Source organism: Sulfitobacter sp. CB2047, assembly GCF_000735125.2.
Taxonomy (GTDB): domain Bacteria; phylum Pseudomonadota; class Alphaproteobacteria; order Rhodobacterales; family Rhodobacteraceae; genus Sulfitobacter; species Sulfitobacter pontiacus.
The window spans coordinates 265,882-284,649 of record NZ_CP072613.1 but is presented as its reverse complement, the minus strand read 5'-3'; the positions used below and the strand labels follow the sequence as shown (position 1 = coordinate 284,649).

Genomic DNA, 18,768 nt, shown 5'->3' with positions numbered 1-18,768 from the left:
AAGCAGCAACATAGAGGTTTTACTCGGTTTGGTGGTCATAGCGTAAGCAAAACACCCGATCCCATCCCGAACTCGGCAGTTAAGTGCTACTGCGCCAATGGTACTGCGTCTTAAGACGTGGGAGAGTAGGTCACCGCCAAACCTAGCAAAACCTCTACGTATCTCTCAACGATGACAATTAATAAGCCAATACAATAACATTGGCACCCGGCGCGGGATGGAGCAGCCCGGTAGCTCGTCAGGCTCATAACCTGAAGGTCGTAGGTTCAAATCCTACTCCCGCAACCAAATCCAAAAATACGATATAAAAAAAACGCCGCATGTGGCGTATCGCCCAAGCGGGCGCTGGTCACGGCTGGATGAAAGTTCAGTGGCGGGTCAAGATGTCTTCAATGTGCATCTTTTGTTCCGTCTTGTATGATCTGAGCAATGGCCCACTTCGAATCTCACTTTCCGCTCAAGACTACCCGCACCCATGAGGTTTGCGGGGCGTCTGCCTATGCTTTTGCATATGCATTGGCCGGTCAGGTCTGTGGCGCGAATGGCGGGGCCGCGCTTTGGGTGCGTGAGGCATGGCACGGCACGCAGATCAATCCGGTGGGGGGCGCGGCTTATCTTGATCCATCACAACTGCTGATCGCGCAGGCGCCGCGTCATATCGATGTGCTCGCCTCGACCGAGGAGGCGTTGCGGTCGGGGCATGTGGCAGTGGTGATCGCAGAGCTCACACAGCCCATTGGGTTGACGGAAGGGCGGCGTTTGCAACTGGCTGCGCAAGAAGGCAACGCCACAGGGCTTTGCATTTTGCCCGAAGGGATGGGGAACAATGCCGCGCAGACCAGATGGCACTGCACCCCTGTTTTTGATGAGGGCAACACAGCCGAGGACTCGACTCTGCAAAATTGGAAACTTATAAAGAACAAAACAGGAACATTAGCGGCTTGGACTGTGAAGTGGAATGCGCAAACGCGTCGCATCAGTGTGGTTTCCCCGACTGCCCAGCGATAGGGTGCTGCGCGCGCGGACGCTTGAGGCCGCCAATAGCGATCGACCTTTCGCGCTGGTGCAACACGCGAAAAATACCGACCGCATCTACTGTTTGAATCAAGCGGCAGAGGCGCAGGGGTTGCATCGTGGCATGGGGTTGTCAGATGCCCGTGCCTATTGCCCCGAGCTTTATAGCGCAGCAGCCAATCCCCAAGAGGACGCGCGGTTTTTGCAATCACTTGCCCGGTGGAGCAAACGATACTGCCCTTGGGTGGGGGTGGATGGGAGGGATGGTTTGGTCCTGAACATCACCGGGTCAGTGCATCTGTTTGGCGGTGAGGCGGAAATGCTGGATGATATGCGTCACCGACTTGCGCGTGCGGGGCTGAACGGGCGTATCGCGGCGGCCGATACCCGCGGGGCAGCTTGGGCGCGCACGCATTATGCCCGCAAGCCCGATGCGGATATCACTGCATTGCCCGTTGCTGCGCTGCGTCTTGACGAGAAAACTGACACGGCGTTGCAGCGGCTTGGCCTGCGGAAAATATCGGACCTATTGGCTTTGCCCCGCATGACAATCGCGCGTCGTTTCGGGCCGAATGTCATGTTGCGCCTGGATCAGGCAATGGGCGCCCAGGACGAGACGATCACACCGATTGGCGAGGCACCACACTATGCTGTGCGTATGACATTGCCCGAGCCGATCGGGCTGAGCGCTGATGTGATGGCGGGCACGAAAAGGTTGCTGGATCAGCTTTGCGACAAGTTGAAACGCCAGGCCATGGGGGCACGGCGATTGCAGTTAACGATGCGGCGGGTGGATCAGGGCGCGCAGCAAATCGAACTGCGTCTCGCGGCGCCAATGCGCGATGCAATGCGTATTTTGCCCTTATTTGACCGGGGGATCCGGACTGCGGATGCGGGTTTTGGCATCGACCAGTTACGGCTTGAAGCGACGCAGGTCGAAAACCTTGCCGACGCACAAATCACCGCGGCCACGGCTGCGCGCCCTGACGGGCTGGAGGATCTGATCACCCGTCTTGGTAACCGGATCGGGCTTGAAAACATTCAACGTTTTCTACCGGCAGACAGTCATATCCCCGAGCGGAGCTTTCAAATCGTACCAGCGGCCTACAGTACCGCCACGGGATCATGGTCCACTCTGCGGCCGCGCCCTTTGTGCCTGTTCCCGCCGGAACCTATCGCAGCCAGTGGGGCACGCCCGCCCGCACAGTTTCGCTGGCGCCGGATGTCGCTGACCACGGGGCGGGCGACAGGGCCTGAACGTATCGCCCCTGAATGGTGGCTACCCGATGACAACTGGCGGTCAGGTGTGCGGGATTATTGGAAAGTGGACACAACGCAGGGCCGGCGATTGTGGTTGTTTTATACGCCGCAAAACCCGAACTGGTTTGTGCAGGGTGAATTTCCATGAAGGCGCGAAACCCGTCTCTGGATCCCGGCTATGCGGAACTGTGTTGCACGTCTAACTTTACGTTCCTGCGGGGGGCATCCCACCCAGAGGAATTGGTCTCTCGGGCGGCCCAGTTGGGGCTGAACGCCTTGGCCATCACAGACCATAATTCGCTGGCCGGGGTTGTTCGGGCCTATTCCGCTCTGAAAGAGCTTCGTCGCGAGTTGGGGGCTGATGCGCCCTTGCCAAGGCTTGTTATCGGGGCGCGGCTGATCTTGCGCGATAGCGATACCCATTGGGTCGCATTGCCCCACGACCGTGAAGCCTATGCGCGGTTGACGCGGTTACTGACCCTTGGCAAACGACGTGCCCCCAAAGGGGCCTGCTATCTGGACCTGCCCGATCTGGTTCAAGGCTGTGCGGGCATGAGCTTGATTGCCGTGCCGCAAGCGTCCCTAAAAGCCAGCCAGCCCGATATTGCGACGCTGAAAAAGCACTTTCCTGCGGATGTCTTTATCGGTGTCGCGCCGCGCTATGATGGCAGTGATCAACGCTATTTTGATGCCTGCGCCACCCTCGCGCATCGCACCGCAGCGCCGATGGTGGCCGTGGGGGATGTGTTGATGCACCACGGTGCGCGACGGCAGTTGGCTGATGTTCTGACCTGCCTGCGCCACAATATTACGATCGATCAAATCGGTACGCGTGCCTTACCCAACGCTGAAAAACGCCTCAAGCCCGAAGCTGACATGAAGCGCCTGTTCGCCCGTCACCCGGCGGCCTTGCGCCGCACGACACAGATCGCGGCAAAGTCCAGCTTTTGCCTGTCCGAACTCAGCTATGATTATCCGGACGAGATCGCAGACAATGAAACGCCCCAAGACCGTTTGGCGCGGTTGGCGTCCGAGGGGCTGAAGGTCCGCTATCCCAAGGGGGCACCCGCGCGGGCCATTGCGCAAATGGAAAAAGAACTGGCGTTGGTCAAGACGCTCGATTTTCCGGCCTATTTCCTCACGGTGCATGACATCGTTCAATTCGCGCGCTCCAAGGGGATCTTGTGTCAAGGGCGGGGGTCCGCGGCCAATTCGATCTTGTGCTATCTGTTGGGCATCACCGACGTCAGCCCCGAGACGATTACCATGGTGGTGGAACGCTTTGTGTCAGAACATCGCGGAGAGCCGCCGGATATCGACGTTGATTTCGAACATGAACGCCGCGAAGAGGTCATCCAGCATATCTACGCCAAATACGGCCGGCACCGCGCCGGGCTTTGCGCCACGGTGATCCATTTCCGCTCGCGCGCGGCGATCTCCGAGGTGGGCAAGGTTATGGGCTTGTCCAAGGATGTCACGGCCAATCTCTCGGGGCAAATCTGGGGCACCAGCAATGGCGGGCCGGACCCCGAGCGCGTTAAACAACTGGGGCTTGATCTATCGGACCCGCGTCTGGCGCTGACCATCAAGCTGATTGGTGAAATCATCGGGTTTCCGCGACATCTGAGCCAGCATGTCGGCGGGTTTGTCATCACCAAGGGGCGATTGGATGAGCTTTGCCCTATCGAAAACGCCGCGATGGATGACCGCACGATCATCGAGTGGGACAAGGATGATATCGACGCTCTGAATATTCTGAAGGTCGATATCCTGTCGCTTGGGATGCTCACCTGTATCCGCAAAAGCTTTGATCTGATCGCGCAACATGGGGGCAAAAAATACAGCATCGCCAGCATACCCCAAGATGATGCGCAAACCTATGACATGCTGTGCGTTGCGGACGCCATTGGTGTGTTTCAGGTGGAAAGCCGCGCGCAGATGAACTTTCTGCCGCGGATGAAGCCCCGTGAATTATATGATTTGGTGATCGAGGTGGCGATTGTGCGCCCCGGCCCCATCCAGGGCGGCATGGTACACCCCTATATCAATCGCAGGCAGGGGAACGAAGCCGTGGTTTTCCCCTCGAAAGAGCTGGAAGACGTACTGGGCAAAACGCTTGGCGTGCCATTGTTCCAGGAACAAGCCATGCAGATCGCTGTGGTCGCAGCCGGGTTCCTGCCAAGCGAGGCAGACCAGCTGCGCCGTTCTATGGCGACCTTCAGGCGGATGGGGACGATTGGCCAACTTCGCGATAAATTCATCAATGGCATGTTGGCGCGGGGCTATGAAAAAGCTTTCGCCGAGAATTGCTTTTCCCAGATCGAGGGTTTTGGCGAATACGGTTTCCCTGAAAGCCATGCCGCTGCTTTTGCAATGCTTGCCTATGTATCTGCCTGGCTGAAATGCCACCATCCGGCAGCCTTTGCCTGCGGGTTGCTGAATGCGCAGCCTATGGGGTTTTATGCGCCCGCCCAGATCGTGCGCGATGCCCGCGAGCATCACATCGAAGTGCGCCCCGTCTGCGTCAACACAAGCGAATGGGACAACACGCTTGAAAAGCGCAGCGATGGGGCACTGGCTTTGCGATTGGGGTTTCGCCAGATCAAAGGCTTTCGTGAAGAGGATGCAGGGTGGATCGTTGCCGCGCGTGGCAATGGCTACCCCGATCCCGAAGCTTTGTGGTTAAGGGCAGGGCTTTCGCCCGCGGTTCTGGAACGTTTGGCCGAAGCCGACGCCTATGCGGGGCTTGGCTTGGGACGACGCGACGCCTTGTGGGCGGTAAAAGCGATCAAAGGCAACGCGCCCTTGCCGTTGTTCAATGATACGATCGAGGGCGAGGGCATTGCCGAACAGCCCGTCACCTTGCCCGCCATGCATTTAGGGCAGGAAGTGGTCGAGGATTACGTGGCCATGCGCCTGTCGCTGAAAGCCCACCCGATGGAACTGTTGCGCCCGGCCATGACGGGGCTGACACCTCATGACGCGCTGCCCGAGGTGCCTTTGGGGCCTATGGCACAAAGGCCCATTTCTGTCTGCGGTCTGGTGATCACGCGGCAACGGCCCGGTACGGCGTCGGGTGTCGTTTTCCTGACGCTTGAGGATGAAACAGGTGTGTCAAATGTGGTGGTCTGGAAAAAGGTCTATGCACAATTCCGCCGCGCGGTGATGACGGGGCGCTTGCTGCGCATCACCGGCCATGTACAACGCGAAGGTATCGTCGTGCATGTGATTGCGCATAGCATCGAAGACGTCTCGCACTATCTCAGCCGTCTCGGCCACCCGATGGATGATGCGGTAGGCATCACGCAACCCCAAGCCGACGACGCACCAAGATCCCGCACCCAACCCCGTGCCATGCACCCCCGCGATCAGGCCAAGCGCTTGTTCCCAAGCAGGGATTTCCACTAGTCGTGCGCTGAGCAGGGCGACCCATGAGCGGGTGCGCATGATGTGGGCAAGCCTTCACGCCGCGCGAAAGTGCAGCCCTGTGGTCAGACCGTTGAGCATTCAAGAAAGCTTTTTCAATTATAGGCCCAGCCTATTTGCGTAGAAACGGCGATCCGTATTTCTTCTGTTCCAAATAATGCACAACAGGAGAGTCCAAAATGAAATCCCCCACCACATTGATCAAAGGCGGCCTGCTGGCGGCCAGCCTTATGGCCTTTGCGCCGCTTGCGGCCCTGGCTGATGACGTGTCGATCCGTCTGGGCCACGTTCTGCCGGAAAGCCACAGCTGGCACGTTGCCGCCACTGGTTTCGCCGAAGAGGTCAACAACCGCACAGAAGGTCGCGTTTCGATCAAGGTTTTCCCCTCCGGGCAGCTTGGCAGCGAAAAGGAAGTGATCGAGGGGCTGCAATTCGGGTCGGTGCAGGCCGGGCTGATCGGTTCCGGGTCGTTCCAGGGGATCGAGCCGCGCATGGGCATCATCGAGATGCCCTATGCCTGGGGCGCGCGCGATCAGGCCTTTGCCGCGCTGGACGGCGATCTGGGCGTCGCGCTGGCCGATATGCTTGATGGCAAGGGGATCAAGGTTCTGGGCTGGTGGGAAAACGGTTTCCGCAACATCACCAACAACGTCCGCCCCGTCGAAAAGCCCGAAGACCTCGCCGGTCTGAAAATCCGTGTCACGCCCGACAAAGTGCGCTTGGCAACATTCGAAGGTCTGGGGGCAGAACCGGCCCCCCTGTCGTTTGGTGAGCTATACTCCGCGCTGCAACAGGGGTTGTTTGATGCGCAGGAAAACCCGCTGGCAATCATCTATTCCGCGTCCTTCTTCGAAGTGCAGAAATACGTCTCGCTGTCTGAACACATCTGGGGCGCTGCCACGCTGACCATGTCGAAATCCGTCTGGGACAAGATCTCTCCCGAGGATCAGGCCATCGTCACGGAAGCCGCCACATCCTGGGGCCTGAAACAGCGCGACATGGTTGCCGCCGCCAATGACAAGCTGATCGCCCAACTGGAAGCAGAAGGCATGCAGTTCAACGAGGTCGACAAAGCCGCCTTTATCGAAGCGGTCGAACCGATCTGGGAAAGCCAGAAGGACGTTTACGGCGAAGAGCTTCTGACCATCCTGGACCAGTACCGCAAATGACTTTGCGGCCTGAAATGACACAAGTTGCATCGGTCGAGCCGGTGCAACTTTACGACTTCACACAAAAGGTGCTGTTTTCCCCGGCTCAACGTGGCGAGGGCTTTATCAAGCTTTCGGTGACCACCGGTAAGAAAGGCGCGAAGTCTACCGCGCACAGCCATCCCCGCGACGAGGTGACGCTGACGCTGAAGGGCGAGGCGATCCTGCGGGCAGGGGGCGAGGAATACCACATGACCGAAGGCACCGCCATGCGCCTGCCACCGGGGCTTGACCACACGGTCGAGGTAATTTCGGACGAATGGGTCGTCGTCGCGGCCTATTGTGACGAATGCATGCTCTGCCGCGGCCCAGAAGGATTTTTGAAACCATGACTTTCGGGAACGGGTCGCTGCGGGCGGCCATTCTTATCGACCGCGCGGCCCGCTGGGTTGGTGCGGCGCTGGTGGCGGGGTTTGCGGCGATGGTCGTCTATGTCGTGATCTCGCGCTACCTGTTCTCATCGACCCCTCGCTGGGCCGAGGAATTGCCCCGCATGGCGCTGGTCTGGCTGACCTTTGTGGGGGCCATTTCGGGCTTTGTGCGTGGCACGCATTTCCGTGCGGGGTTGCTTGACCTGGTGACCATGCCCGCACCGCTGCGCCGGGTTTTTGCCGTTCTGGCATGGCTGGCGAGCTTTGTTTTTCTTGCGGTGTTCATCTGGACCGGCTGGAAGCTGACCCAGATCACATGGGCGCATCAGACCACAGCGCTCTCGCTGCCGGTGGGGCTGTTTTACCTGTCCCTCCCCGTTTGCTGCGGCGTGGCACTGCTGGGCCTGATCCTGAAAGGGGGCCGCACATGAGCCTCGCGCTTGCATTGCTTCTTGTCGTCTTCGTCCTCTTGGTGCTGCTGGATGCGCCCATTGCCGTGGCGCTTGGTCTGTCGTCGATGTTTTATTTGCTGATCGCCGATGCCGCGCCCCTGATCGTTGTGGCGCAGCGCGCGGTGGCGGGGATCAACAGCTTTACACTGCTGGCGATTCCGCTGTTCCTGCTGGCGGGTCTGCTGATGGTCCACGGCGGGCTTGCACCGCGGATCATTGCGCTGTGTTCGGCCCTTATCGGGCGGCGCACAGGCGGGTTGGCGATGGTGATGATTATCGCCTGCATGATGTTCGGGTCGCTTTCCGGCTCCGGCGTGGCCGACGTGGTGGCCATTGGTACGATGATGCTGCCCGCGATGAAGGATCAGGGCTACGCCCCCGGCTTTTCAGCCTCTGCCTTGGGCTGTGCTGGTTCGCTTGGTACCGTCATCCCGCCCTCGATCGTGCTGATTGTCTACGGCACCGCCACCAACAGTTCGATCGGCCAGCTTTTCGTGGCTGCGATCATCCCCGGCATCCTGCTGGGTCTCGGCCTCATGCTGGTGGCGTGGTGGATTTCGCGTCGCAACGGATGGCAAGGCGGAGAGCCTTTTTCCTGGGCTGAGCTGGGACGTGCCGCCAAGGGCTCGATCCTGGCGATGCTGGCACCGATCATCATCGTGGGGGGCATTCGTCTTGGCATCTTCACCCCGACCGAAGCTGCGGGCATCGGCGTGGCCTACGCGCTTTTCATCGGCATTTTCGTCTACCGCGCGCTGTCACTTTCCACCCTGATGCGACTGTTGCGGGAAACCACCGAGATGACAGGCGTGATCTTGCTGGTGATCGCTTCGGCCTCGGTCTTTGGCTGGATCCTCGCGGCCGAGCAAGTGCCGCAGATGGCGGTCAACGGTATCACGCAGGCCACGCAAAGCGGCACTGTCGCCTTGTTGATGATGATGGCGGTCCTGTTGATCCTTGGCACTTTCATGGAAAGCATCGCGATCATCCTGATCCTTGCGCCGGTGTTCCTGCCGATCCTTGGCCACTATGGCATCGATCCGGTTTACTTCGGCATCCTGTTGACCATCAACCTCGCCATTGGTGCCAATACGCCCCCGTTGGGGATCGACCTCATGGCCGCCTGTCGGGTTGGTGAAATCCCGCTCAGCGCGTCGTTCAAATACTTGATCCCGTTCCTTGGCGTGATGGTCGGCGTGCTGCTGCTTCTCGTCCTCTTCCCTGCACTGATTACCGAACTTCCGGGCATCCTGTTTTGATCCCGGCCCTCGAAAGAAAGAAGGTTTCCATGTCGATTACCCCCGATACCCGTGTCGATCTTGACCGTTTCTGGTCCACCATCGAAGCCTCCGGCGAGATCGGTAAAGGCCGCCCCGGCGGGCTGTCGCGCCTGACGCTTGGCGATGCCGACCGGGACATGCGCGATCTGTTCCGGTCCTGGTGTGAAGAGGCCGGTTTGACTGTTGAAGTGGATGCCGCCGGCAATATCTTTGGCCGTCGCGACGGCAGCGACAACGATCTGCCGCCGATCCTGATTGGCAGTCACCTTGACACCCAGATCAATGGCGGGCGGTTCGATGGGATCGCCGGCGTGCTGGCCGGGCTCGAGGTGATCCGCTGCCTGAACGATGCGGGCCATGTCACGAAACGCCCCGTCGTCGTCGTCGACTGGACCAACGAGGAAGGCGCGCGGTTCTCTCCTCCGATGGTCGCCTCGGGCTGTTTCGTTGGGAAATATGACATCGACTGGGTGCATGATCTGATCGGCGATGATGGCGCGCGCTTCGGTGATGAGCTTGAGCGGATCGGCTATAACGGCGAACGCGTTTGCAAGGCCGGCGAGATCGACGCCTATTTCGAGCTGCATATTGAACAAGGGCCGATCCTTGACGCCGAGAAGCGGCAGGTCGGCATTGTCACCGGCGGCTATCCGGTGCGCGGGATGCGGGCGTCGTTCAAGGGGCAGACCTCGCACACCGGACCAACGCCGATGGACCTGCGCAAGAACGCGCTGGCGGCGGGGGCGCGCTGGCTGACCGCGGTGGATGACATCGGCTGGGATTTTGCAGTGCATGACGGCAAGGCCACCGCCGCGCGGTTGACTGCTTGGCCCAACAAGCCGGGGATCCTGTCCGACACAGCCGAAGCCGTTTGTGACGTGCGCCACCCCGATCCCATCACCACCCGCGCCATGGCCGAAAAGATGCGCCGGGCCCTGTTCGAATCCGCCGCACGGTGTGGGTGTGAGGCCGTGATCGAGGATGAATGGGAATGGGGCGGCGACATCTTTGACCACGAGATGATCGACGGCATCCGCGACGAGGCTATCCGCATGGGCTTCAACTGGCGTGATATCGAAAGCCAGGCAGGTCACGACGCCTATTTCCTTGCCACCCATTGCCCGACAGCGATGATCTTTACCCCTTGTGAAAACGGCATCACCCACAACAACGAAGAAAACTGCACACCAGAGGATTTCGTCGCCGGGCTAAATATTCTGCTGCATGCCGTCGTCAAACGGGCGGATCGATGAGCGCATTGATCGGACACGAGGCGCTTGAAACCGCGCTGGATTGGCCCGATCTGATCGGCCAGTTGCGCGAGTGGTATCGCGGCAAGGCGGTGCAGGCACCGGACCGGCAGGTTCTGACGATTGAGCAGCCGGACGGCACCGAGGCATCTTTGCTGATCATGCCCGCCTGGGTTCCCGGTGAAAGCATTGGCGTCAAGGTGGTGACCTTCTTTCCCGAAAACGCTGCCAAGGGCCGCCCGACGATCAATGCAGGCTACCTGCTGTTCGATGGGGAAACCGGGCAAATGCAGGCCGCGCTGGATGGTGATACACTGACCGCGCGGCGCACGGCGGCGGCGTCGGCACTGGCGGCGGATCTACTGGCGCGCAAGGATGCGCGTGATTTATTGATCGTCGGTACGGGGCAGCTTTCCCTCGCCGTCGCAGCGGCACATTGCGCGGTGCGGGGCTACACCTCGGTTTCAATCTGGGGGCGCAGCGGTGACAAGGCTGCGGCGATTGCCACAGCGCTTGCGGAGCAGGGCCTGCCCGCTCGGGCCGTAGACGACCTTGAAACAGCGTGTCGCGCGGCGGATGTGATCAGCACGGTCACGGCCTCGACCAGGCCCATCATTCAGGGGGACTGGCTCAAACACGGCAGCCACCTTGACCTGATTGGCGCATTTAAGGGCGACATGCGAGAAAGCGACGATCAGGCGATCCTGCAGGCCGAGGTTTTTGTCGATCTGCGGGCAGGGGCATCGCTTGCGGGGGATCTGTCGCAGCCATTGGAAGCGGGGCAGATCACGCCAGAGCATATTCGCGCCGACCTAGCGGAATTGTGTCAGGGTGGCCATCCCGGCCGCAGCGATGACGGTGCCCGCACCGTTTTCAAATCCGCGGGCATGGCGCTTCAGGATCTGGCAGCGGCGACGATGGCAAGCGATCACACCATATTGGGGTAAATCGCCAGCAGCTCCTGCGCGATATCCACAAATTTCTGCTCCGAGGGAGATAGCTTTTCTCTCGGGGCGTGCACCAGATAGACGTCGGCCCCAATCGTTTCATCTGTGATCTTGATGGGCCACAGGTCGCCGCGCCTGATGTCGTCCTGCGCGGCCATGAGGGGCAGGATGCCAATGCCCATGCCGGCCACGATCATTCTTCGGACCTCTTCGATGTTGGTGCTTAGCCCGTTGATGCGATTGCCAAGCCGTGTGCCTTCGCGCAGGACCGACATCGGCTCCAGCCCCATGCCTTCGGTGGCGCAGGCAAAGCTGATAAAGGGCTCGCGCTGAAGATCGCGGAGCGCGACGCTTTCCTGCCCGAACAGCGGATGCTCGGCCCCACAGAAGACACAGAACTCTTCGCGAAACAGACGGATCGAGGGCAGGTTGACCAAGGGGGCGGCCAATAGGCAGAACCCGATCGTGCCACGCCCCTGCTGGATCGAACGCACGATCGCCTGACTGTTCTGGACCTCACTTTGGAAGGCCACGGAAGGGTATCGCTGATGATAAAGCCGCAACAATTCGTCCATCATCGGTGACATCAGATTGCTGATAATCTGATAGCGGACTTGCCCGCGTTCCTCTTCTTCGGCGTCGCGGACCAAAAGATTGATCCGTTCGGTACTGTGAAAGATCTCGCGGCATTCCTGAAAAATCTTGTCGCCACGCGTTGTCAGTTCGAAGTGGCGGCTGTCGCGAAAGACAAGCTGGCACCCCAGTTGCGCTTCGAGCTTTTGCAACGCATTGCTCACCGAAGGCTGGCTTAGGCCCAGCCGTTTTGCGGCCTTCGTGATGCTTTCCTCCTTCGCAATCATGTAAAACATGCGCAGAAGGTTCCAGTTCAGATCGGATTGCGGCAAAGCGTTCATGCGGATGATTCGTTTCTTGCTTGGGTCTGAGTAGAGTTTCCTATTTTTCATCCCCTATCACATAGTCAACGCGAATGCCTAAAATTGACTGTGACTATGGTGTGCAACTGTGCGCCTGGGGCAGGTTCGGCTAAGCTTGCCACTCATTTCATCAGAAAGCACAAAACATGACCATCACTCGTTTGCACCCCGGCCCCCGCATGAGCCAGGCCGTCGTTCACAATAACACCGTTTACCTTGCCGGTCAGGTCGGCAGCGCCGGCGCCGATGTCGCGACCCAGACCCAAGATTGTCTGGACGCGATCGACCGCCTGCTGGCAGAGGCAGGCAGCGATAAATCCAAGCTGCTGCAGGTCACCATCTGGCTTGCTGACATGGCCGATTTCCAGGATATGAACGCAGTCTATGATGCGTGGATTGACCCTGCGAACCCGGCGGCGCGCGCATGCGGTGAGGCCAAGTTGGCGACACCGGACTACAAGGTAGAATTTCTCGTGACCGCCGCGATCTGATCGCCGCTTTCTAGCCGGAGATTATGCGAGCCATAATCTCCGGCTATTTGACCCTGCCGCTCTCCCGTCGCCATCCTTTTTTACACATCAGGCGACAGGACAGGGCATGACATTTCAAATCGACCTTTCGGACATCGAAACAGCGACGCTGGGGCATTTTCTTGAATCCGGTTTCATGTCTCCCGCGCTACAGGGGCTGTTGCCGCATCGAACTGTTTTTGGCCCCGCGCTGACCGTGCGCATGCTTGGCGATGATGGCGCAATGCTGACCGAGGCGCTGTCCGCTGCACAACCCGGACAGGTCATCGTTATCGACCGTTGTGGTGATCTGCGCCATGCCTGTTGGGGGGCAGTCACGACCGCTGCCGCCAAGGCACGCGGCGTGGTGGGGGCGGTGATCGACGGCTTTGTCACCGACCGCTCCGCCATAGAGCAAGAAGACTTTCCAGTCTGGTGCCGTGGACGGTCCCCCATCACGACCAAGCCGCGTGGGCTTGGCGGCGACTTCAACGTGACCGTGGGGTGTGGCGGCGTCTCGGTCCGGCCCGGCGACATTATTCTGGCCGACGAAAACGGGGTTGCCGTACTGGACAAAGATCAGGCTGAAACCCACGCCGCGCGCGCCCGAAAAATGCAGGCGGACGAGATTACAATCCTCGAACGGCTACGTGCTGGCGAAACACTGGCTGACATAACGCGGGGCGCAAAGCAGCCCGCATAGAACCGGATAACCGGCGCAAAACACCTTTCCTTCACTCAACCAACAGAGAGATCCATGACACAGACATTCTCCATAAAGGGCCTCACCACATTGGCCGTCCTTGCTGCCAGCACAGCGCTGACACTGGGCACACCCGCGGTCGCCGACAAGGCGTTCAATACGCTTAACGTCGCTTTCGCCGCCGAGCCAGAGCCGCTGGATACCTATAAAATCGCCGGTCGTCAGGGCCTGATCCTCGCGCGGCACATCTATGACGGGTTGCTCTACAAGAACCTCGACACCGGAGAGATCGTCCCCGCGCTGGCGGAATCCTGGGAGTTTACCGGCCCGCTGACGATGGAGTTCACCCTGCGCCAAGGGGTCAAATTCCACAACGGTGCCGATTTCACCGCTGATGACGTGGTTGAAACGCTCAACACCGTGATTACCCCGGAATACGGCACCCGCTATTCGATCTCGGTTGACTGGATCGACAGTGTCGAGAAGCTGGATGATTATAAAGTCCGCATTAATATGTCCAAGCCCTTTGCCGGTGCGGTAGAGATGCTGGCGGATGCACTGCCGATCTATCCGCACGCCTTCTTTGCGGAAAACGGGTCTGCGGGTATGGCCGCAACGCCGATCGGCACCGGTCCCTACAAGCTGGTGAGCCAGGAGCCGGGCATCCGCTACGAGATGGAGCGCTTTGAGGATCACTATGAAGGCAGCCCTAAATCCGGTGCCACCATCGACAAGATCTCTGTGCGCACCATACCCGAGATGAACACACAATACGCCGAACTGATGTCGGGGTCGCTGGACTGGATCTGGCGTATTCCGCCGGATCAGGCGTCGCGTCTTGAAGGCCGTGTGCAGATCATCAGCGCGCCGATCATGCGCATCGGCTATGTCGGTTTCGCCCCCGAGGCGATGGATGGCGACACGCCGATTGCGGACAAACGTGTACGTCAGGCGCTTATCCACGCCACAAACCGCGGCGCGATTGTCGACGCTTTCGCAGGCGGCGCGTCCGAGGTTCTCAATACCCCATGCAACCCGGCGCAATTCGGCTGTGAACAGGATGTCACCGCCTATGAATACGACCCGGAGAAAGCCAAGGCGCTGTTGGCCGAAGCCGGATATGAGGACGGTTTCGAGATGGAAATGGTCTTCGCCGCCATGCCGCGCCCGACTGCCGAAGCCGTGGCCGCCGATCTTGCCAATGTCGGCGTGACGCTTGAACTGAACGAACAACAGTACGCGTCGGGCATCGGCAAGTGGCGCGCCAAGGAGCTACCGGCGTTCTTCTCGAACTGGGGCAGCTATGGCATCGGCGACACCGCATTCATCCTGTCGAATTTCTTTGGCGGCGGCGCGGATGACCTTGTGCAAGACGCCGAACTGGCAACCTGGCTGACCGAGGCTGATACGTCATCGGACCGCGATGTGCGCGCCAAGAACTACTCTATGGCCGTCAAGAAGATCGCCGAGGAAGCCTATTGGATGCCGATGTATAACTTCAACGTCAACTATGGCCTGTCCAACGACCTGAACTTCACGCCGCACCCGGATGAGTTCGCCCGTTGGTGGGGTGCCAGCTGGAAGTAAGCTGACCCTGTCAACGTCACGGGCCGGACAGTCCTCTCCCCGCTGTCCGGCCCCCATAACGGAAAGACCTATGCTCTCTTTCATCTCTAAACGTCTGCTTGTGGCGCTCTTGGTCTGTCTGACCGTGTCCGCGCTGAGCTTTGGCTTGATGTTCGTGTCGGGCGACCCTGCGATTGCCATCGCGGGCGCGGGTGGCCGTGCCGAGGATGCCGAAGCGATCCGGCAGGCCTATGGCTTTGACCGACCCTTGGTTGTGCAATACCTGGACTGGATCGGCAGCGCCTTGACCGGAAATCTGGGGCAGAGCATCTATTTCAATGTGCCGGTGACAGAGATCATCGGCAACCGTGCCGGCGTCACACTGGCGCTCGGCTTCATCTCGTTCCTCGTCGCTTTGGTGGTCGCCGTGCCTTTGGGAGTCGCCGCGGCGCTCAGACCGAACGGCTGGATCGACCGCCTTGCGCTGGTGATCGCCGTGTCCGGACAGGCAATCCCGAGCTTCTGGTTGGGGTTGATGGCTATCGTGGTCTTTGGGGTCTGGCATGGCTGGGTCCCCATTTCAGGCGCTGACACATGGCAGGGATACATCCTGCCCGTGATCGTGCTGAGCTACTACGCTATCCCCGAACTCATGCGCATCACACGCTCGGGCATGATCGACGTGCTGGCCACGGATTACGTCCGGGCGGCCAAGGCCAAGGGCCTGCCGATGCATCTTGTGATTTCGCGCCATGCCTTGCGCAATGCGGTGCTGCCGCTTGTATCACTGGCAGCGGTTCAACTGGGCCAGCTTCTATCCGGCTCCATCGTGATCGAAAGCGTCTTTGCGCTGAACGGTCTGGGACGGCTGGCGTGGGAATCTCTTCTGCGCAGCGACCTGCCGGTGGTGCAGGCGATCATCCTGATCCTGTCGCTGCTTTACGTGCTGCTGACCATGCTGGCCGATATTCTGAACGCGGTGCTGGATCCGCGCCTAAGGGGGGGCTCCTGATGTCCGACGTCACTATCGAAACGGCCCGCCCGTCTGTCTGGCGAAAGATGCGCGGCAATACCGGTGCGTTGATCGGGGGCACGCTTTTGGCAGTTATCATCCTGATCGCTTTGCTTGCGCCGCTGCTGGCCCCGCATGACCCAATCGCGCAGGATTTGAGCCGCCGACTGCTGCCGCCCTTCTGGCATGATCGCGCGGTGCCGGAACACCTGCTCGGGACCGATCACCTTGGGCGCGATTACCTATCTCGGATGATCTACGGCGCGCGGGTGTCGCTGGGGGTCGGGCTTGGGGTGATCCTTGTGTCCGGTGCCATCGGGATCACGCTTGGCCTGATCGCGGGCTATTTCGGGGGCTGGATCGATATGGTTATCAGCTTCGCCATCACGACACGGCTATCACTGCCCATCGTGCTGGTCGCACTGGCGGCGGTGGCACTGGGCGGCGCGTCGCTGACCACGCTGATCACCGTTCTGGGGCTGCTTCTGTGGGACCGGTTCGCGGTGGTAACGCGCGCCGCCGCTCAAAGCTTGCGACATCAGGAATTCATCATGGGCCTGCGATCCATCGGCGCGAGCCGCATGCGCATCCTGTTTCTCGAAATCTTACCCAATATGCGCGCCACGATCCTTGTCGTCGTCTCGCTTGAGGTCGCAAACGTCATCCTGCTCGAGGCGGCACTGTCCTTCCTTGGGTTGGGGGTGCGCCCGCCGACGCCAAGCTGGGGGCTGATGATCTCGGAAGGACGCGACAATATCCTCTTTGATCCATGGTTGATCGCACTGCCCGGATCGGCGCTCTGCCTGCTGGTGCTGGCGGTGAACCTGTTCGGCGATGGTATGCGCGATATAACAGGGCCTGCACGAAAGTGACTGAAATGATGCTTGATATTCGAAACCTGAAGGTGTCGATCCCCACCGACCGAGGCATGTTGAACGCGGTTCGGGGTGTCGACCTGCAAATCGCTGAAGGAGAGACCCTCTGCCTTGTCGGCGAGTCGGGTTGTGGCAAGTCGCTCACCGCGACGTCTATCATGGGGCTGCTGCCGCGCTACGCTAAGGTCACGAGTGACCGGTTCGACATGGCAGGGCAGGATCTGACGACCAAGACCGATGCCAAGCTGGCGAAGCTGCGCGGCCGCGATGTGGCGATGATCTTTCAAGACCCGACCAGCGCGCTAAATCCGACGCTTACCATCGGACGGCAGTTGACCGAGGGCGTCATGCGCCACGAAAACTTGACCCGAAAAGAGGCTGACGCCCGCGCAATCGAGATGCTTGACCGGGTGGGGATCGCCAATCCGGCGGCACGGCTGACGCAATATCCGCACGGGTTCTCTGGTGGGCAACGCCAGCGCATCATGATCGCCTCGGCGCTGATGGGACGACCCAAGCTTTTGATCGCGGACGAGCCGACGACGGCGCTGGATGTGACCATTCAGGCGCAGATCCTGACGCTTCTGGGGCAATTGCAGGCCGATCTTGGTCTGTCACTCTTGCTGATTACCCATGATCTGGGCGTGGTGGCGGCTATCGCGAACGATGTTGCGGTGATGTATGCAGGGCGCATTGTCGAACGCGCGCCCGCCGCCGATCTTTTTGCTACGCCGCGCCACCCCTATACCAAAGGGCTGCTTGCCGCGATCCCGGTGCCGGGTGTCACCGAACGGGGCAGCGCATTGCCCGCCATTCCGGGGCGCGTCCCGGGGTTGATCGGCACGATGGCGGGCTGCGCCTTTCGCGACCGCTGCGCCATTGCCGGACCTGAATGCGCTGTCGATCCAGTGCCGCGCATAAGCGCCGGGGGGGCGCAGTTCATTGAATGCGCCAAGGCATCACAGGTGGCCGCATGACCGCAGCGACGCCGATGATCCGCATGACCGATATCCGCAAAACCTACCGCTTGCGCCGTGGCATGTTCGCCCCGACCGAAGAATTGGTGGCCGTGAATGACCTGTCGCTCGAGGTCGCCGAAGGCGAAACGCTTGGCCTTGTCGGTGAATCCGGTTGCGGCAAGAGCACAGCGGTCAGCATCATGCTGGGCTTGTTGCAGCCCGATCGCGGTGAGGTCGAGATCGCGGGCCAGAAGATCGACACCATGCCCGTGGCGGACCGTGTGCGGTTGATCCAGCCCGTGTTTCAGAACCCCAATGCCGCGCTTAACCCGGTTAAACGTATCCAGACGCTGGTTGGCCAGCCGCTGCGACTGCATGGCGGCACGCATGTCGATGCAGAGGTCAAGCGGATGCTTGATCTGGTCGGGCTGCCATCACGGCTCGCCGATGCCTATCCCGGGGAGCTTTCTGGCGGGCAAAGGCAGCGGGTCGCCATCGCGCGTGCGCTGATCCTCGCACCGCGTGTCTTGATCTGTGACGAGCCGACCTCGGCGCTTGATGTCTCGGTGCAGGCGCAGATCATTAACCTGTTGCTATCGCTGAAGAAAGAACTGGGCCTTACCATGGTTTTTGTCAGCCACAATCTTGCGGTGGTCGAACATTTGGCCGACCACGTGGCTGTTATGTACCTCGGGCAGAAGATTGAAGAAGCCGCGACAGATGCGCTCTTCGAGGATGCCAGCCACCCCTACACCCGGGCACTGCTTGCCGCGACCCTGCTGCCAGACCCAGAGACGGGACTGCCTGAACAAAAGCTTGGCGCAGCAGCGGCGGACCCCTTTGCAGCGCGTCAGGGCTGTCATTTTGCGCCGCGCTGCCCTGAGATGAGGCAGAGCTGTACCGAGGGCCCGCAAAAGCTACGGAAACTGCGCGAAAGCTTGGTCAGATGCGAAAGAGCGGTGTGACCACCGCCTTTTCTCAAAGCTGCAAGACGCGGTACG

17 protein-coding genes, 1 tRNA gene and 1 rRNA gene are annotated in these 18,768 nt (G+C 60.1%); 18 read left to right on the top strand and 1 reads right to left on the bottom strand.

Annotation, left to right across the window (positions count from 1 at the left end; all coding sequences use genetic code 11):
* The first annotated feature begins 27 nt into the window (after positions 1 to 27).
* From rrf to IV89_RS01335, 11 genes are all read left to right on the top strand, one after another.
* A 5S ribosomal RNA gene (gene rrf / locus IV89_RS01385) occupies positions 28 to 142 on the top strand.
* 69 nt (positions 143 to 211) lie between these two features.
* Positions 212 to 288, top strand: a tRNA-Met gene (locus IV89_RS01380).
* Between the two features lie 141 nt (positions 289 to 429).
* Complete coding sequence (locus tag IV89_RS01375; protein ID WP_037942240.1) at positions 430 to 1,008, top strand: hypothetical protein; 579 nt, start codon at positions 430 to 432, stop codon at positions 1,006 to 1,008.
* Complete coding sequence (locus tag IV89_RS01370) at positions 980 to 2,422, top strand: DNA polymerase Y family protein (protein ID WP_235183714.1); 1,443 nt, start codon at positions 980 to 982, stop codon at positions 2,420 to 2,422. Before IV89_RS01375 ends, IV89_RS01370 begins: the two co-directional genes overlap by 29 nt.
* Positions 2,419 to 5,682 carry an error-prone DNA polymerase gene (locus tag IV89_RS01365; protein ID WP_081858751.1) on the top strand — a complete coding sequence of 1,088 codons (3,264 nt, stop codon included), beginning with the start codon at positions 2,419 to 2,421 and terminating at the stop codon, positions 5,680 to 5,682. Before IV89_RS01370 ends, IV89_RS01365 begins: the two co-directional genes overlap by 4 nt.
* 197 nt (positions 5,683 to 5,879) lie before the next feature.
* Positions 5,880 to 6,869 (top strand): DctP family TRAP transporter solute-binding subunit, encoded by a 990-nt coding sequence (locus IV89_RS01360; RefSeq protein WP_009824080.1) that lies wholly within the window; start codon positions 5,880 to 5,882, stop codon positions 6,867 to 6,869.
* A gap of 14 nt (positions 6,870 to 6,883) precedes the next feature.
* Positions 6,884 to 7,240 carry a cupin domain-containing protein gene (locus IV89_RS01355; RefSeq protein WP_005848253.1) on the top strand — a complete coding sequence of 119 codons (357 nt, stop codon included), beginning with the start codon at positions 6,884 to 6,886 and terminating at the stop codon, positions 7,238 to 7,240.
* Positions 7,237 to 7,710, top strand: coding sequence for a TRAP transporter small permease (locus IV89_RS01350; RefSeq protein ID WP_009824081.1), 474 nt, complete (start codon positions 7,237 to 7,239; stop codon positions 7,708 to 7,710). Before IV89_RS01355 ends, IV89_RS01350 begins: the two co-directional genes overlap by 4 nt.
* On the top strand, positions 7,707 to 8,990 hold the full coding sequence (locus IV89_RS01345) for a TRAP transporter large permease (protein WP_037942236.1): 1,284 nt from the start codon (positions 7,707 to 7,709) through the stop codon (positions 8,988 to 8,990). The genes IV89_RS01350 and IV89_RS01345 overlap by 4 nt, the downstream gene beginning before the upstream one ends.
* A gap of 29 nt (positions 8,991 to 9,019) precedes the next feature.
* Entirely contained in the window at positions 9,020 to 10,264 is a 1,245-nt protein-coding gene (locus IV89_RS01340; RefSeq protein ID WP_037942234.1) for a Zn-dependent hydrolase, read from the top strand.
* Positions 10,261 to 11,208 carry an ornithine cyclodeaminase family protein gene (locus IV89_RS01335; RefSeq protein WP_037942233.1) on the top strand — a complete coding sequence of 316 codons (948 nt, stop codon included), beginning with the start codon at positions 10,261 to 10,263 and terminating at the stop codon, positions 11,206 to 11,208. The genes IV89_RS01340 and IV89_RS01335 overlap by 4 nt, the downstream gene beginning before the upstream one ends.
* Here IV89_RS01335 and IV89_RS01330 read toward each other — a convergent pair.
* A complete protein-coding gene (locus IV89_RS01330; protein WP_037942232.1) occupies positions 11,190 to 12,122 on the bottom strand; it encodes a LysR family transcriptional regulator in 933 nt (310 codons plus the stop codon). The genes IV89_RS01335 and IV89_RS01330 overlap by 19 nt on opposite strands.
* Before the next feature lie 167 nt (positions 12,123 to 12,289).
* Between IV89_RS01330 and IV89_RS01325 the strand changes: the two genes are divergently transcribed.
* From IV89_RS01325 to IV89_RS01295, 7 genes are all read left to right on the top strand, one after another.
* A complete protein-coding gene (locus IV89_RS01325) occupies positions 12,290 to 12,634 on the top strand; it encodes a RidA family protein (protein ID WP_081858750.1) in 345 nt (114 codons plus the stop codon).
* 106 nt (positions 12,635 to 12,740) lie between these two features.
* Positions 12,741 to 13,355 (top strand): RraA family protein, encoded by a 615-nt coding sequence (locus tag IV89_RS01320; protein ID WP_037942230.1) that lies wholly within the window; start codon positions 12,741 to 12,743, stop codon positions 13,353 to 13,355.
* Positions 13,356 to 13,409: 54 nt separating this feature from the next.
* Positions 13,410 to 14,942, top strand: coding sequence for an ABC transporter substrate-binding protein (locus tag IV89_RS01315; RefSeq protein WP_051843867.1), 1,533 nt, complete (start codon positions 13,410 to 13,412; stop codon positions 14,940 to 14,942).
* 70 nt (positions 14,943 to 15,012) lie between these two features.
* Positions 15,013 to 15,933: an ABC transporter permease gene (locus tag IV89_RS01310; protein WP_037942226.1), complete on the top strand. Its 921-nt coding sequence runs from the start codon at positions 15,013 to 15,015 to the stop codon at positions 15,931 to 15,933.
* Entirely contained in the window at positions 15,933 to 16,805 is an 873-nt protein-coding gene (locus tag IV89_RS01305; protein ID WP_037942224.1) for an ABC transporter permease, read from the top strand. The genes IV89_RS01310 and IV89_RS01305 overlap by 1 nt, the downstream gene beginning before the upstream one ends.
* A gap of 5 nt (positions 16,806 to 16,810) precedes the next feature.
* Complete coding sequence (locus IV89_RS01300) at positions 16,811 to 17,785, top strand: ABC transporter ATP-binding protein (protein WP_037942222.1); 975 nt, start codon at positions 16,811 to 16,813, stop codon at positions 17,783 to 17,785.
* Positions 17,782 to 18,732: an oligopeptide/dipeptide ABC transporter ATP-binding protein gene (locus IV89_RS01295; RefSeq protein WP_037942220.1), complete on the top strand. Its 951-nt coding sequence runs from the start codon at positions 17,782 to 17,784 to the stop codon at positions 18,730 to 18,732. Before IV89_RS01300 ends, IV89_RS01295 begins: the two co-directional genes overlap by 4 nt.
* Positions 18,733 to 18,768: the final 36 nt, after the last annotated feature.